14 protein-coding genes are annotated in these 14,776 nt (G+C 66.5%); 2 read left to right on the plus strand and 12 right to left on the minus strand.

The features are described 5' to 3' along the window. Nucleotides 1-253 precede the first annotated feature (253 nt). Nucleotides 254-721 (plus strand): hypothetical protein, encoded by a 468-nt coding sequence (locus AO398_RS06755; RefSeq protein ID WP_058191253.1) that lies wholly within the window; start codon nucleotides 254-256, stop codon nucleotides 719-721. A gap of 312 nt (nucleotides 722-1,033) precedes the next feature. On the opposite strand, the gene AO398_RS06760 is transcribed toward AO398_RS06755, so the two are convergent. From AO398_RS06760 to AO398_RS06770, 3 genes are read right to left on the minus strand one after another with little or no spacing between them, the layout of a single operon-like run. Further along, the gene (locus AO398_RS06760) at nucleotides 1,034-2,617 is read right to left on the minus strand and encodes a cation/acetate symporter ActP (RefSeq protein ID WP_058191254.1); all 1,584 of its coding nucleotides are present in this window, start codon (nucleotides 2,615-2,617) and stop codon (nucleotides 1,034-1,036) included. 13 nt (nucleotides 2,618-2,630) lie between these two features. Continuing rightward, nucleotides 2,631-2,894 (minus strand): DUF485 domain-containing protein, encoded by a 264-nt coding sequence (locus tag AO398_RS06765; RefSeq protein ID WP_058191255.1) that lies wholly within the window; start codon nucleotides 2,892-2,894, stop codon nucleotides 2,631-2,633. A gap of 51 nt (nucleotides 2,895-2,945) precedes the next feature. Then, complete coding sequence (locus AO398_RS06770; RefSeq protein ID WP_058191256.1) at nucleotides 2,946-4,109, minus strand: NADH:flavin oxidoreductase/NADH oxidase; 1,164 nt, start codon at nucleotides 4,107-4,109, stop codon at nucleotides 2,946-2,948. Between the two features lie 256 nt (nucleotides 4,110-4,365). On the opposite strand from AO398_RS06770, the gene AO398_RS06775 reads away from it, so the two are divergent. Next, nucleotides 4,366-5,271, plus strand: a complete 906-nt coding sequence (locus AO398_RS06775) for an AraC family transcriptional regulator (RefSeq protein ID WP_058191257.1) — start codon at nucleotides 4,366-4,368, stop codon at nucleotides 5,269-5,271. Between the two features lie 607 nt (nucleotides 5,272-5,878). Here the strand turns inward: AO398_RS06775 and AO398_RS06780 are convergent. From AO398_RS06780 to AO398_RS06820, 9 genes are all read right to left on the minus strand, one after another. Then, nucleotides 5,879-6,850 (minus strand): transporter, encoded by a 972-nt coding sequence (locus AO398_RS06780; RefSeq protein ID WP_058191258.1) that lies wholly within the window; start codon nucleotides 6,848-6,850, stop codon nucleotides 5,879-5,881. A gap of 651 nt (nucleotides 6,851-7,501) precedes the next feature. Continuing rightward, nucleotides 7,502-8,770, minus strand: coding sequence for an MSMEG_0569 family flavin-dependent oxidoreductase (locus tag AO398_RS06785; RefSeq protein ID WP_058191259.1), 1,269 nt, complete (start codon nucleotides 8,768-8,770; stop codon nucleotides 7,502-7,504). A gap of 39 nt (nucleotides 8,771-8,809) precedes the next feature. Beyond that, nucleotides 8,810-9,091 (minus strand): MSMEG_0570 family nitrogen starvation response protein, encoded by a 282-nt coding sequence (locus tag AO398_RS06790; protein WP_058191260.1) that lies wholly within the window; start codon nucleotides 9,089-9,091, stop codon nucleotides 8,810-8,812. Next, on the minus strand, nucleotides 9,084-10,259 hold the full coding sequence (locus AO398_RS06795; RefSeq protein WP_058191261.1) for an MSMEG_0565 family glycosyltransferase: 1,176 nt from the start codon (nucleotides 10,257-10,259) through the stop codon (nucleotides 9,084-9,086). The genes AO398_RS06790 and AO398_RS06795 overlap by 8 nt, the downstream gene beginning before the upstream one ends. Then, nucleotides 10,256-11,251 carry a sll0787 family AIR synthase-like protein gene (locus tag AO398_RS06800; protein ID WP_058191262.1) on the minus strand — a complete coding sequence of 332 codons (996 nt, stop codon included), beginning with the start codon at nucleotides 11,249-11,251 and terminating at the stop codon, nucleotides 10,256-10,258. The genes AO398_RS06795 and AO398_RS06800 overlap by 4 nt, the downstream gene beginning before the upstream one ends. After that, nucleotides 11,251-11,796: an MSMEG_0567/Sll0786 family nitrogen starvation N-acetyltransferase gene (locus AO398_RS06805; protein WP_058191317.1), complete on the minus strand. Its 546-nt coding sequence runs from the start codon at nucleotides 11,794-11,796 to the stop codon at nucleotides 11,251-11,253. Before AO398_RS06805 ends, AO398_RS06800 begins: the two co-directional genes overlap by 1 nt. Further along, the gene (locus AO398_RS06810; RefSeq protein WP_058191318.1) at nucleotides 11,793-12,896 is read right to left on the minus strand and encodes an MSMEG_0568 family radical SAM protein; all 1,104 of its coding nucleotides are present in this window, start codon (nucleotides 12,894-12,896) and stop codon (nucleotides 11,793-11,795) included. Before AO398_RS06810 ends, AO398_RS06805 begins: the two co-directional genes overlap by 4 nt. Further along, nucleotides 12,850-13,926 (minus strand): Nit6803 family nitrilase, encoded by a 1,077-nt coding sequence (locus AO398_RS06815; protein WP_058191263.1) that lies wholly within the window; start codon nucleotides 13,924-13,926, stop codon nucleotides 12,850-12,852. Before AO398_RS06815 ends, AO398_RS06810 begins: the two co-directional genes overlap by 47 nt. Before the next feature lie 83 nt (nucleotides 13,927-14,009). Continuing rightward, nucleotides 14,010-14,492, minus strand: coding sequence for an MSMEG_0572/Sll0783 family nitrogen starvation response protein (locus tag AO398_RS06820; protein ID WP_058191264.1), 483 nt, complete (start codon nucleotides 14,490-14,492; stop codon nucleotides 14,010-14,012). Between the last annotated feature and the right edge of the window lie 284 nt (nucleotides 14,493-14,776).

Below are 14,776 nucleotides of genomic sequence, written 5' to 3' on the forward strand. Positions count from 1 at the left end.
GAATGACCGGGTTGGGCGCCAAGCCGAACGTCCGGTCTTGCGCGCGATGGCGCTCCGACGTGACGTGGTCTGGCCGTAAGCGGAATGGCCGCTTCGGAGCAGACCCGCCGGAAAAGCGGACGGCCTGCTACCGACCCAACCCAGTCATGCAGACGGCTGTCGGCGCTCCCCGAAAGGAGACATCCGTCGGTCATCAGGCCACCTCGGCTCGGGGTGGTTTGCAGACCTCATCAGCTCCGACATGATCGGCGGCATGATGGACTGGATCGAGCACTTCCGAGCAGCAGCGAAAGGGCTGGTCGTCGCTCACGTTTGGCGAGGCTACGGCTCGGCCCTCTTCGTCGAGTTTGGCGCACTCACGCCCACAACCCGTATGCTTAAAGACGGTAGGCCCAGCGCGCCCTCGGGTGAGATCGGTCTGATGATCGAGGCCGACTGGCGTATCGAGAACGCGTGCACCATCGTGTGCGGCAGTGGCAGCGATGAGGAATTCTGGGAGCCGACGCTCGCCAGTCTCATCGGCAAGCACGTCGTCAACGTAGAGACGTTCGGGCGTTTGCCCGAGATCTTGGTCTCGCTCTCGGATGGCTTCCACGTTGCGTCGTTCTCGACCCTGGATGGCGATCCCGGGTGGACATTGTTTGACCGGCGAAGCACCGCACCGATCACGGTCCATTGTCGGGCTGGCGCGATCATCGAGGAGCAAGCAAGTCCTGCTTAGGGTGTCTTGCAGGCCCTAAGCGCGGGTCCGCAGTGGGTCGAGAGAGGGCGCGACGGCAACGTCCACTTCATCGCTAAGCCGTCCAGAAGCGGACAGGCGGAAATCCACCCAACCCAGTCATTCACAAACCCTACTGATGGGGCTGGAACTGGCCGATAACTGAAGTTCCGCTTTGGGAAAGTCGCGCCGGTGAAGCGGACGTACCCAGCTCCCTCAAGGGCACACTTACCAATTACAGCTTTGGTTACAGATCGCGGGCGTCCGACATGGCCTCGCATCAGTCGAGAACGCTAAGGCCGTGCAAGATCGGTATCAGACCGCGGGGGATATGGCCGACGCCGGTACCGGCCTCCTATCCATGACCGAGACCACGAAGGCCGTGAGGAACGCCAGCGGCATCGTGACGATGGTCGGGGGATCGAGCGGGAAGATCGGGGCAGCGTTACCGAGCACCTTCACCCAGACCGGTGGCCCGAGGACTGTGAGCGCGACGGCGCCGACGAGGCCGATCACGCCGCCGGCGATCGCCCCCCGGGTCGTCAGCCCGCCCCAGTACAGCGCCAGGATCAGAAGCGGCAGGGTCGAGCTACAGCTCACCGCATAGGCGAGGCTGATCATGTAGGCGACGTTCTGGGTCTGAAAGGCGATGCCGAGCAGCACCGACAGAATGCCGAGGCCGACGGTGGCGAGCCGCGAGGCCCGGATCTCGCTGCGCTCCGTCGCCCGGCCCCGGCCAATGATGCGGGCGTAGAGGTCGTGCGAGACCGCCGAGGCGCCCGTCAGCGTCAGCCCCGCGACCACCGCCAGGATCGTGGCGAAGGCCACGGCGGAGACGAGGCCCATGAGCGTGTCGCCGCCCAGCGCGTGGGATAGATGAACGGTGGCCATGTTGCCGCCACCACGGATAGCGCCCTTGGCGTCGAGATAGGCCGGATCTCCGCCGATGATGGCCAGCGCTCCGAACCCGATCACGAAGATGAGCGCGAAGAAACCACTCTGGCACATCACGGCCCAGAAGACCGATACCCTGGCCGCACGGGTGTCCGGGACGGTGAAGAAGCGCATCAGGACGTGCGGAAGGCCCGCCGCCCCAAGCATCAGTGTCATGCCGAGTGAGACCGATTGCCAGACGCTCCCCGAATAGACTTGCGGCATCATGATCGCAGCGTGCCTTGGATGCACTGCGATGGCCCGGGCGACGAGGGTATTATAGTCGAAGCCGAACTTGGCCAGGACGAGCAGCGAGATCGCGATGCCAGCCGTGAGCAGCAGCGCCGCCTTGACGATCTGAACCCAGGTCGTCGCCACCATGCCGCCGAACATCACGTAGCAGATCATCAGCGCGCCCACGAGGATCTGCGCATAGAGATAATCGAGCCCGAACAGCAGCCGGATCAACTGGCCCGCCCCGACCATCTGGGCGATGAGGTAGAACATCACGATGATGAGGGTCGCGATCGCGGTGAAGATGCGGATCGGTGTCTCCGACAAGCGCGTCGCCAGGACATCGGCCACCGTGTAGCGCCCGAGCTTCCGCAGCCGCTCGGCTACCAGGAAGACGACGAAGGGCAGGCCGGTCGCGTAGCCGACGGCGAAGATCAGGCCGTCGAAGCCGGAGGAACAGATCAGACCGGCAAGCCCGAGGAGCGCGCCGGCCGAGATCATGTCGCCGGCCAGGGCGATGCCGTTCTGGAAGCCGGAGATCTGACCGCCCGCGGCATAGAACTGATCGGCCGAATGGGCGCGCCGCGCCGCCCAGTAGGTGATTCCCAACGTTACGAGAACAATGCCGACAAACATTCCGATCGCTGCGGTGTTGAGGCCGCCGCTTTCGGCCGCGCGCGCCGGGGCGGTGGCGCTCAGGAGCAGTGAGACGGCAAGAATGGACCTTCGCATGGTGTCTGCCTCCTCAGCGCGCGGTGAAACGGTTGGCGAGCAGGACGTAGAGCCCCGTCAGGATCATGGTGGACAGGATGGCGAGGAGACCGCCGACGGTGCCGACCGTCACGGCCATCCCGGGTGCGATCGGCCGCGTCATGGTGGCGGGCGAGACGATGAAGGTGCCGACGAAGCTGCCGTAGATCAGCGTCTGGATGGCGGCCATGATCCAGCCGAGGCGGGCTTGCGGCACGTCGTTGTTCGGCGCCGCGGTCGGTGTTCGTTGGACAGGCATCAGTCGCACTCCGGCTCAGAGCAGTGGGACGAACAGGGGTGAGATCGAGGGTTACTCGGCAGCTTTCGGCGCATCGCCCGGAGCGTCGGCGACCACGCGGCCGAAGCCGTTGTTGACGCGGCTACGCTGATACTTGTTGAGCCACGTGCTGAACTGGACCGGCAGCATGTCGTAGGGACGCGCCTCGCCGAGGACCATCGCCGCGTAGACGGGCCAATGGGGGTTGGCGAGCATCGGCCGGCCGAGCATGACGAGGTCGACCTGACCTTCCTTGACGATCGCCTCAGCGAAGACGGGATCGGCGAGGTTCCAGTTCGCAGCGGTCAGGACGCCCGCCTCCTCCCGGATGCGTTGCGCCGCCGGGACCATGAACCCCTCCTCGTCCCACGGCGTCTGGGCGCGGCCCGAGTTGCCGCCGAAGGAAACGTCTACGAGGTCGAGGCCCCGAGGGGCGAGCAGCCGGGCCAATTCGACCGACTCGTCGATGGTCTGGCCGCCGGGCGCGAACTCCGTCACGCCGAACCGCATGGAGAGCGGCAGCCGCTCGGGCCATTCCGAGCGTACCGCCTCGAAGACCTCGATGAGCAACCGGCTGCGCCCGGCGAAGTCGCCGCCGTATGCGTCGGTGCGCCGGTTGGCCAGGGGCGAGAAGAAGCTCGACAGCAGGAAGCCGTGCACGCAGTGGATCTCCAGCCACTGGAAGCCGGCCTCCCGCGCGCGGCGCGCGGCCTCGGCGTATTGGCGCGTCACCGTCGCGATATCGTCGTGCGTCATGGCGCGCGGGACCCGCGGCATGGCTCCGCCGAAGGCGTCGGCGGAGGGGCCGATCATCTCCCACGCGTCGGGATGGTCGTCCGGTAGATGGCCGCCGCCCTTCCACGGAGGCTCGACGCAGCCCCGGCGGCCCGTGTGGCCGAGCTGGATGCCGGGGACCGCCCCGACGGACGCCACGAAGCGGGCGATGCGCGCCAGAGCCTCGCTCTGCTCGTCGTTCCAGATACCGGCGCACTGGGTGGACATGCGGCCCTCCGGCGAGACGGCCGCCTGCTCGACCACGACGAGGGCGGCGCCCCCTGCCGCTTTTGAGCCCAGATGCGCCAGGTGCCAGTCGTTCACGAGGCCGTCCGGCGACGAGAACTGGGTCATCGGCGAGACCGCGATGCGATTGCGCAGCGTGACGTCGCGAACCCGGAGTTCGCTGAACAGTGAGGACATCGGGCTCGGTCTCCCCGCCCGCCCCGTCCGGTCGAGCATCCTGCCGGAGAAGCGAGCGATCTGCTCGAAAAATAAGCCAATACTGCCGATGAACAGGCGGCTGGATGCCTGTATCTTCTCGGTCGATGACTTGTTCGAGCGCTAGACTGCGCTTAGCCTCTGAGCGCGTTCTTCCAAATTCACGCCGGGTTCGAACAGATTCCGGACATCGTCAGGCAAGGATGCGCCGGCGGGGCGTGTCAGTGAGATTGAGGACATGACGGTCACGACGATGCAGACGCGTGACATCGGCTCCTGGCCGAAGAACATCGCATTGGCCCGCAGCACGGGGCGGGGCTGGCGGGACATCCACGCGCAGCACGTCGCCGTAGAGCCCTGGACGGGGACACTCGACCCGGTCGGCAACCCCTGCCTCGGCTACTGCGTCAATCGTCCCGCGCAGATCCGCCGGCGCATCGGGCGCGGCGGCACGACCGAAACGCGCACCCTGCGTCCCCGCCAGTTCCACCTGATCCCTGCCCATGACGAGAGCGAATGGCAGAGACGGGGGCGCTCCGAGATGCTGGCGATGCATCTCCGCCAGGGATTGATCGACGAGACCGCACGCCAGATGTGGAGCGCGGCCGCCTCCCAGGTCGAGCTCGACGTGCCGCTCGGGACGTCCGACCCGCTCTTGGAGCAGTTGGCGCTGGCTATCCTGGAGATCATGCGGGAGGAGCCGGATCCCTCGTCGGCGCTCTACGTCGACGAGTTGGTCCACGCCATGGTTGTGCGACTCGTTCGGATCTACACAGCCAACGGTCGCTCATCGCGGCGGGGGCCAGACAGGCAGGTTCTCGATCGCGGCGAGATGAGGCGCGTCCGCGACCTGATCGAGGACCGCCTTGCCGACGATCTATCCCTCGAGGCCATCGCAGGCGAGGTCGGTGTATCCTCACGCTCCTTGTCCCGCGCCTGTCTCCGGCAATGGGGCACGACGGTCCATCAATACGTGCTGTCACGCCGGGTGGAGCGGGCCAAAAACCTGCTCCTCTCGACGGATCTGACCGTTACCTCGATCGCGCTGGATACGGGCTTCTCAAGCCAGAGCCATCTAGCGACAGCGTTTCGCCGGGTGACGGGACTCACACCGAAGAGTTATAGGGTCTGCGGACAATCCTGATCTGGAGATGCGAATTTTGACAGCAATCTGGGCTGCAGAACCTGCAGGATCTGTGCGGGCCTGCTGAGTCTTTCTAGCACGTCCCAACGATGAAAACCTCGCGGAAAAATGCGGCTTGGTGGCAAGCATCTTGGAATACTGGTCCCATGAACTCTCGCATAGGGGTTGGGTCCATTCGTAGAGTCGAAACCCGTCCCTCGTGGATCATGTGGCCGTTGTCGAACATGCAGGCCCGTTGTTTGCTCCCGGTCGCGCAGAGAGAGGCAGGACGGCAACAATAAGAGCCACGCGGTAGACCGGGTTTGGCCGATATCGGTATGGCTAGTATCGGATGAATTTCCAATCAAAGCGGGCGTTGGCTGTCCAAGTACTTGCGATCAAGACTAATCGATGAATCCAGCCTACTTGGTACAGGGCCGCAGCCTCTGTCGCGGCGGTCGTTTCGGCAACTTTGTACCATCCCCGTGTGCCAGCGGGGCCGAGCGGGTTTAGCTGTTGAGACCGGGCCGCTCGGCCCCTATCGAAGCGTGGACCCTGGGAAGGATTTCCACTTCGATTCCGTGTGCACCACGGCCGCGTACGGATCGTGGTGGATGAGCGCTTGACGTCAGCCCTTGCGGACCAGTGGGGCTACCACCGCAGCCGGCGCCGGCGGGGTGTAGAGCGGGACGACGAAGCGGACGAAGCCGTCGGTCGAGTAGTTGTCTCGGGTCCGGCCGAGCGCGTTCGTGTACTGGGCGCCGGTGACCACGTCGCGTGCCACATACGCCTGAACGGTGAAGGCCTTGAAATCGTAACCGATGAGGCCGCCGACGGCGAAGCGGCCGCGATTGCCGTTCGCGGCGCTGAACTGGCTGGTGTCGAAGTTGTAGACACCGTAGGCGACCGGGCCGATCTCGAAGTTGCCGAACTTCTTTGTGGCGGTCAGATCCAGCAGAATTGCATCCGAGAGGCGGATTGGACCGATCGCTGCACCGACGGGACCACCGAAGCGGCCGGGCGTGTCGTAGACGTTGCCGGTCAGATTGGCGGTGATGTTCCAGCCGTCGCCGGTGTAGCTGCCGGCGACGCCGAACCTGTACGTGTTCGAAGAGAATTGCGGCAGCACCGGCGTGCCAGCCAAGCCGGTCCCGAGCGAGCCGCTGCCGGCATCGAGGTCGTTCAAGTGGACGCCGCCCAGGAAACTGACGCCGAAATTGTTGCCGAGGTCGAACGCCCAGATGCCGGCAAGGAGGGTACCGACGTTGATCGAGATATCCTTGTTTCGCTGGCCGGCGCCGTTGCGGGTGAAGGCGAACACGGTGGGCTGAGCGACGAGCGCTTCGATGCGGCCGCCGAAAGGTGTCAGCGGGGTCGACCAGAGCAGGAACGGGACGTTGATCGCGGTGTCGGGCGAGAAGGGCTGATCGGTGCGACGGTAAATGAAGGTATCGACCGCGTAGAGGCCCTCGGGCAACGGCGCGCCGGCGGCGAGGCCGACCTGCTCGCCCGGGATCGTTGTGGCTTGGGCGGAGGCGGCCGTCGCGCTCAGCGCGACGGCCGCAGCGCCTGCGAGCGTTGCCGTGATCCTGTTCAGCATCCTCAATCCCCTTCTTGCCGGGCGCAGGCCGCGCGTTCCCGTTCGCCGGAAAGCCCCGGCGCAGATACCGATCGATTGTTTTGTTGGACTTCAGCGTCTTAGTTGTATGGAAACGCGATCAATTTGTACGCATTCCCATATCGACTATGAGTGTGTCATTGTTTGACTTTGAGTCTACTGCAAAAAGGACGATCGATACGAGGGCGCGCGCTCATGTTGCTGCGAAAGCACGCTTGTCGGCGGCCAGATCGAAACATGCCGGAGCTCGCTCGCACGGCTGTGGCATCTAGGAAATGCGAGTAAGGACGACCGCTTAGAACTCAGCCGTGCCTCTATCGGGCGCTTGAGCGATCAACTCTCACGAGCGGTGTCCCAGCGTCTTGGATGGCCTGTTCTTAAACAGACCGTCTACGCAGAGGTTCGGCATATCTCATGTGGGGCGGGCAGCATGCTGGAGGGACAATCCAACGCCACGACGCCTGAAGGGCAGCTTCGAAGGCCTTCTCCTACGCGCAGGTGAGCGACTGCGTGGCATCAGGCTTCGAGGCTTGATCAACCCGCACCCGAGATAACGCGATGGTTAGGCTGTCTCAAACACCGGCTGAGGCAGCTATCGGTGCCGTCCCAGCTGCCGCGTCGGGAGCGCCTCACCTACACGGCGAACTTCAGGGCGAACCGCTCGGCGCCGAGGCGCGTCTGGATGGTCTGCGCGACGAACTCGGCATCGCGGCCGACCGCGCCGAAGCGGCCCGAGCCCCAAGTATTCAGCCAGGGCAGACCGATGAAGGAGACTCCGTCCTCCTGCGTCACGCCGCGCTTGTGCTTGGGGTTTCCCGCGCCGTTGAACACGGACGCGTCGAGCCATCGGAAGTCCGGCGTGAAGCCGATGCACCAGACGATCGCGGTGATGCCGGAGCCTTCGAGGGCAAGACGGGTGATGGGCTCGCCCGGCTCCCAAACGGGGGTGTAGTGCGCCTGCACCGGAGCATCGACGTTGTTTTCGGCAATGTACTTGTCGATGGCCGCGTTGATGCCGTTGTACGTGCGGTCGGCCCCGTCGAGTGAGCGCTTGAGATTGTCGCGGAAACGTAGGCTGCCGTCGGCAAAATCTTCCAGCACACCGTAGAGCTTCATGCCCTCCTTGGCGAAGCGGCGCAGGTCGATGTCCCGGCCACCGTCGCGGCCGGTCACGTAGTGATTGGTGTTGTCGCGGACGCCGTCGCGCAGCGGATGGTTGTCGACGGTCATCTCGTAGTAGCCCATATCGGCGAGCCAGGTGACGACGTCGCGGCCCCGGTAGAACCGGGCGCAGCGCGGCGCGTCGCCCACCGCGAGATGCACGGCGCGGCCGGCGAGATGCAGGTCTTCGGCGATCTGCGCGCCGGACTGACCTGAGCCGACCACCAGAACTTCGCCCTCCGGCAGTTGGGCCGGGTTGCGATACTGGTTCGAGTGAATTTGCGTGACCGACCCCGGCAATTTCTCGGCCATGCGCGGGATGATCGGGGTGTGATAGCCGCCCGAGGCGACCACGACTTCGTTCGCCGTGTAGTCGCCGTCCGAGGTCTTCACTGAGAAAACACCGTCGTCGCGCCGTTCGACGCGTGTGACCGCGACACCCTCGCGGAGCGGTGGGTTCACCTTCGCCACGAAGCCCTTCAGGTACGCGACGATCTCGTCCTTCTTCATGAACCCGTCTGGATCCGGCCCGTCGTAGGGATGGCCGGGCAGGTCGCACTGCCAATTCGGCGTGACCAGGCAGAACGTGTCCCAGCGCTGGCTCGACCACGTGTGCGCGGCCGTATGCTTCTCGAAGACGAGATGATCGATCCCGCGCTGCTTCAGGTGATAGCTGACCGAGAGACCGGCCTGGCCACCGCCGACGATGGCGACCGGGACGTGACGGGGCGTGGACGTCATGGCTCTAACTCCGCGATGGTTCGAGGGGAGGCGCCGGGTTCAGGACTCGAAGGTCTCGACCGTGACGAGGCCCCCGGGGTCCTGCCGCTTCGCTGCGGTCTCGATCCGGGCGAGTTGGGCCATCGCCGACGCGCACGCGAAGCCGTATTTCTCGCGCACCCGCTCACTCGCGATGGTGAGGGCCGTGCGGGTCTTCTCGACGAAGTCGTCGAGGGCGTAGCTCTCGCCGACCGCGAGGAAATCCTTCACGACGAGGGAGGGCGAGTAGCAGGCCTCGCGCCGGCCATCGGGCCAGCGGATGTGGAAGTGCATCTCAGGCATGGATCGGCTCCCGTTCGACGCGGGCGCAGGCCGCGTAGGTATCGAGGTGACGCTCGGCGCAGGCGCGCCAGGCGTGAGCGGCGGCCCGGGTCAAGCCGGCAGCACGAAGCCTCGCGCGCGTCATCGGCGCCAGGGCGGCCGTCATGGCGTCGGCGATGTCACGGGCATCGCCGGGATCGACGAAGAGGGCGTCGTCGCTCCGGAGGTACTCGGTGAAGGGCGGCAGACGAGAGACGATTGCCGGGGTGCCGCAGGCCATGGCCTCCAGGACGCAGAGCCCGAAACCCTCCGTCCAGGATGGAAAGGCGAGGACGGCCGCCCTGCGATAGAAGGCCGGCATCTCCTCTTGCAATACGGGCCCGGTCTCGATCACCGCCTCGCCGCGTCCGATCGCAAGCCCATGTGCTCGCAGAGCGGCGCGACATCGGGCGCCGTAGGCGGCGTGGTCGAGGAGCGATGCGCCGCCGACAATCACGAGCTGCGCTTGGCGATGGCGTCGGCGCAGGAGCGCGAAAGCCTCGATGATCCCGGCTGTGTTCTTACGCGCCTCGAATCCGCCGACGCTCAGAACGACCGGCCCGACACCGAGGCCCCAGCGCTCCCTCACGATCAGGTCGGCATCGGTCGGCGCCTCTCGGTAGATCGCCAGGTCCACGCCGTTCCCGACGACGCCGATCTCCGTACCGCGATCGGTCTCGATCCGGTCGGCCCAGGTACGGCTGACACAGAGCAGGCGCGTGGCCTCACGAATGGAGCGATCCTGCCAGTCCGCCAGCACCGGGTCGGAGAAGCTGTCGACGTGGTGGACCGTGCGCACGAAACCGGGGATCAAGCGGCGGTGTTTCAGCGTCGCGAGCGCGTTGCCGCCGATGCCGCAATGGGCGTGAAAGACGTCGAAGTCGCAGGCGGCGGGCGACGCGAAGTGGCGCAGGTAATCGTCGATGCGAGCCCGCACGAGGTCGACCGTCGTACCAGCCACCGGCTTTGCGGCCACCGAGACCGTCGGGCAGGCGGCCGCGCGAAAGAAGCCGCGCCCGGACGGATCCGGCGCGTGGACCACCGCCTCATGCCCGAGCGCGCACAGGGCTTCGGCCAGGGCGAGGCAGTGCGCGACGCCGCCCCGTGGATTGGTGGAGTGGGTCAGGACGGCGATGCGCAGAGTCGTCATCGGACGGCACCCATGCCGTCCTGGCCACAGCCGATCAGCGGGCTGACCGTGAAGTCCCAGACCACGGCCTCTTCGCCGGAGGCGTCGCGCACCCGGGCGACCCGGCTTGCATCGAGCTTACCGACCGTGGCGACCGCGATGTCTCGTTCTGTAAACCGTGCGAGGACGTCCGGCGTGCAGTCCGGGCGCACGCTCAGAAGGTAGCCGAAGCTCGGGAAGGCGGTGAGCCAGCGGTCGAGCGGGATGCCGGCGGGTCGCGGGATCGCGTCGAGGTCTATGACGCCGCCGACATGCGAGCATTCCAGCAGCATCAGGGCGGTGCCGACGACGCCCGCCATGCTGATATCCTTGGCCGCCCGGCACAGCCCGCTATCCGCCAAGCCCGGCAGCAGCGCGAGATCACCGCGCAGGCGCGCGCCCGCCGTCCCGGTCGAGGCGTCCCAGTACGGGTATGGGTCGCGGAAGCGTCCGCGCAGGTCGATCGCCGCGACGAGATCATCGCCGGGTGCTGCGTCGAAGCTCGTGAGCAGCCTTGGGCCAGCGCGGCCGAGCACGGCGACCGCGAGGTTGCCGGCTTCAGCGCGCGTGTTGGTGTGACCGCCGACGATCGGGACGCCGTAGAGCGCCGCTGCGTCGGACAGGCCTGCCAGGATCGGATCCGCCGCCGCGGCATCCCGGCTCCACAGCGCGTCGACCACCGCGAGCGGGCGCCCACCCATGGCGGCGATGTCGCTGAGGTTGACCATGATGCCGCAATAGCCAGCGAAGTACGGATCGGCCGCGACGAAGCTGTCGAGGAAGCCCTCGATGGCGAACAGCAGGTGTCCGTCGCCATCCGGTATGGCGGCACAATCGTCGCCGACCGGTACCGCGGCGTGCCGGCTGTTCAGCCCGAGCCGCTCGACCACGGCATCGATGTCGCGCTTGTGTGCGACCCCGCGCGCGTCGCGGATCTGACCGGCCAGAAACTGGATGTCGAAGCCCGCCGACATCACGCTGCCTTGCGGAATGTGACGAGCCCGTGTTCGGGGTCGTGCATCGGCGGGTAGGCCGCGAGGTCCGCTTGCATCAGGTGATGCGGCCGCCCGTGCAGGGCGACTTGCTCGAGGCTCGTCCAGTGCAGGGCCTGGAACAACGGAACATTCCGATCCTGCACGTGGGCCAGGAACCGTGTGCAGCCCCGGGCATGGGCCGAGGACACCGCGACCTGGATGAGCCCAGCTCCCAGGGCAGCGGTGCCGCGGAACGGTCCGGCGACCGCCAAACGGGACCCCCACCATGCGCCGGCACGCTCTGACGCTTCGTGGATGCGGACGGTGCCGACGACCGCGTCGGCGTCGCCGCCGAGCGTCGAGAGGGCACAGATCGGGATCGCATGCGCGTCGACAGCGTCCCGGTCGTCCCCGCTGAAGATGCGCTGCTCCGTGCAGAAGACCTGGCGGCGCAGGGCCGCGCAGGCGTTCCGCTCCCAGGAACTCGTGGCGAACTTGATGCGGAAGTGGCTCGGCCAATAGGCTGGTACGGGCTCGAAGATCATGAGACCGCCCCCGCGCGCTCGTAGGTGGAGAGCGCCGAGCAGGCGCCGCAGCGCCCGCATCCGGCCTTGATGTCGGTCGAGCGAAGATCCGCGCCGACCAGCATGTCCGCGAGGGGTTTGAGGATGCCGTGCATGAGATCGGGGCCGGGCGCCGGATGGCTCTCCAGTGGCGTGCCCGAGATCGGCACGAACGGCACCACGAACGGGTAGACGCCCATCCCGATCAGGCGCTCGGCCATCGCCAGGATCGCCTCCGGCGTGTCGCCCAGCCCGGCCAGGATGTAGGTCGAGACCTGGCCCCGCCCGAAGACGGGAACGGCGGCCTCGAAGGCCGCGTAGTACCGCTCAAGCGGCACGCTGGCCTTGCCGGGCATGATCCGGGCCCGGACCTCGGGCGTGACGGCCTCCAGATGCATGCCGAGGGCATCGATGCCCGACGCTTTCATCCGCTCGAACCAGCGGTCGTCATCCGGCGGCTCGCACTGCGCCTGGATCGGCAGGTCGACCGCGGCCTTGACGGCGAAGGCGCTCTCGCAGAGCACGGCAGCGCCCCGGTCGGTCGCGTTCGGCGTGCCGGTCGTCATGACCATGTGCTTGACGCCGTCGAGGAGCACGGCTGCGCGGGCGACCTCGGCAAGCTGTTCGGGCGTCTTGTGCGCGACCGTGCGACCGGCGGCGAGCGATTGGCCGATCGAGCAGAACTGACAGGTCTTCGTACGGCTCGCGTAGCGGATACAGGTCTGGAGCACGGTGGTGGCGAGCACGTCCCGCCCGTGCAGAACGGCGATCTTCGAATACGGCACGCCGTCGAAGGTCGAGAGCGCGTAGAAGCGCGGCTTGCCCGGGAAGGTCGCCTGCCCGATCACCACGCCGTCATGTTCGATCACCGAGACCCCGTTGTCGTCCGGGCGGCGGACCAGAAAGGGCGAATCGAAGGCGGCCTCGGTGTGGACCGGCACCATCACGGTCCGGCCCGCGATGGTCATGGCCTTGTGGTCCGACGGACCGGCCCCGCCGCGGCGGCTCGGTGCCCCGGCGCGGCTGTCGGCGAGCCTAACGCCGTAGGACTGCAATGCGTTGATCAGGCGCTCCGTCGGCATCCCGACCAGGCCCGCCACCACCGGCGGGAACGTGGGAAGGCTCGTCGGAAGCGGGCTGCTGCTCATGGTCGAGGCTCCGGAAATCGGTCTGGGAACGGATCGGCTGGTGCACGAACGAGGCCGGGCGGTCGTCGTGGAGCAGGCTGAGGAGTTCGGGCCGGGCGTAGTGCCCGACCGAGTCCATCATCCGCTTGCGCTTGGTCACCAGCGCCAGGTCCATGTCGGCGATCAGGATGCCCTCGCCGGCGCCCAGCGGCTCCGCGAGGTGCTTGCCTTCCGGCGAGACGATGGCGGTGCAGTTGCCGCCGCGGCAGGCGCCGCGCAGGCGTTCGTCCGGGCAGACCTGCGCCACCTGCTCTTCGGTGAGCCAGCCCGTGGCGTTGACCACGAAGCAGGCCGCCTCCAGGGCGTGATGGCGGATCGTCACCTCCATCTGGTCGGCGAAGATCTGACCCACGAGGGAGCCCGGGAACTGCGCGGCGTGGATCTCCTCGTGGCGCGCCATCAGGGCGTAGCGGGCGAGCGGATTGTAGTGCTCCCAGCAGGCCAGCGCGCCGACGCGCCCCACCGCCGTGTCGACCACGGTAAGGCCGGCGCCGTCGCCCTGACCCCAGATCATGCGCTCATGATAGGTCGGCGTGATCTTGCGGCGCTTGAGCTTGAGGCTCCCGTCGGCGTCGAAGACCAGCTGCGCGTTGTAGAGCGAGCCATGGTCGCGCTCGTTGACCCCGAGCACGATGACCGCCCCGTGACGGCGTGCGGTTGCGGAGACCGCCTGGGTCACGGGTCCCGGCACCATCACGGCCCGCTCGTAGAGGCGCAGGTGCTCGGCGCCCTGCATCGCCGGCGGCAGCACGAAGGAGAAGTAGGGGTAATAGGGGACGAAGGTCTCGGGAAAGACCATGAAGCGCGCGCCCTTGGCGGCGGCCTCATCGATGGCATTGAGCACCCGCTCCAGAGTGCCCTCCGGCCGGTCGAGGTCGGGCGCGATCTGGACGGCGGCGGCCCGCACGATCCGGCTGTCTGACATGGGAGATCCTCCGGCTGTGAACGGCGGCCACGTCGCGCGCGGCCGCCGGATGCGACGTCCCGGACTGGAAGCCAGAGGGCCGGTCAGACGGTCCAGGTGTCGATGATCACCGCGTTGTCGCGCTTGTGCAGGAGGATGCAGTCGAGGACGTCGAGAGGGTTGATCATGCGGATGCCCTCGATGAAGGCGGCCTCCCCGTGGCCGTAGAGGGCCTGGGTCGAGAACCGGCAGGCATAGACCTTGCCACCCTCGGCCATGAACTTCTCGAGCTGGTTGTTGAAGTTGAGGTGACCCGGAAAGGCCTCGTCGCCGAGCCGGGGGAAGCCGCGCTGGACGCCCAGCGTGATGCCCGGGCCGTAGAGAAGGATGGAGGTCTCGAAGCCCTTGCGCTGCAGGCGCGTGGCCTGGAGCAGGTTCACGAGGCCGATGGAGCCCTCGAACGCGACGGTATGGAAGGTGACCAGAGCCTTCTGGCCCGGCTCGGCCTTGACGTCCTCGAAGACCTTCTCCTCGTAATCGACCAGGAAGTCGCCCTTCTTGTGAGGCTCGCGGTTCACAGCAGGCATTGATCTCTCTCCTCGGTGGATTGACCGCGGAAGACTGAACTTCGAGCGGTCTCAATCCCTACATGGCAAGCGGTGTGCCAGAGGATGTCGATCAACCAGCCATACAAGGCGCCAAAGCGATATTCATACAATAATGCGATCAATGCTGGCGGCTCAAATATCAGGCGGCGCGCCGTGCGCCTATTTATCAAGCGTTTCTTGGGCGCATAGTCGACAGCGCATGCACAATCGCGGATCGGTTATTGTCAGCATTGTATGGATAAAACCGAGGACCCAGTCGGCGC

It is taken from the genome of Methylobacterium sp. GXS13, from assembly GCF_001455965.1.
GTDB lineage: Bacteria > Pseudomonadota > Alphaproteobacteria > Rhizobiales > Beijerinckiaceae > Methylobacterium.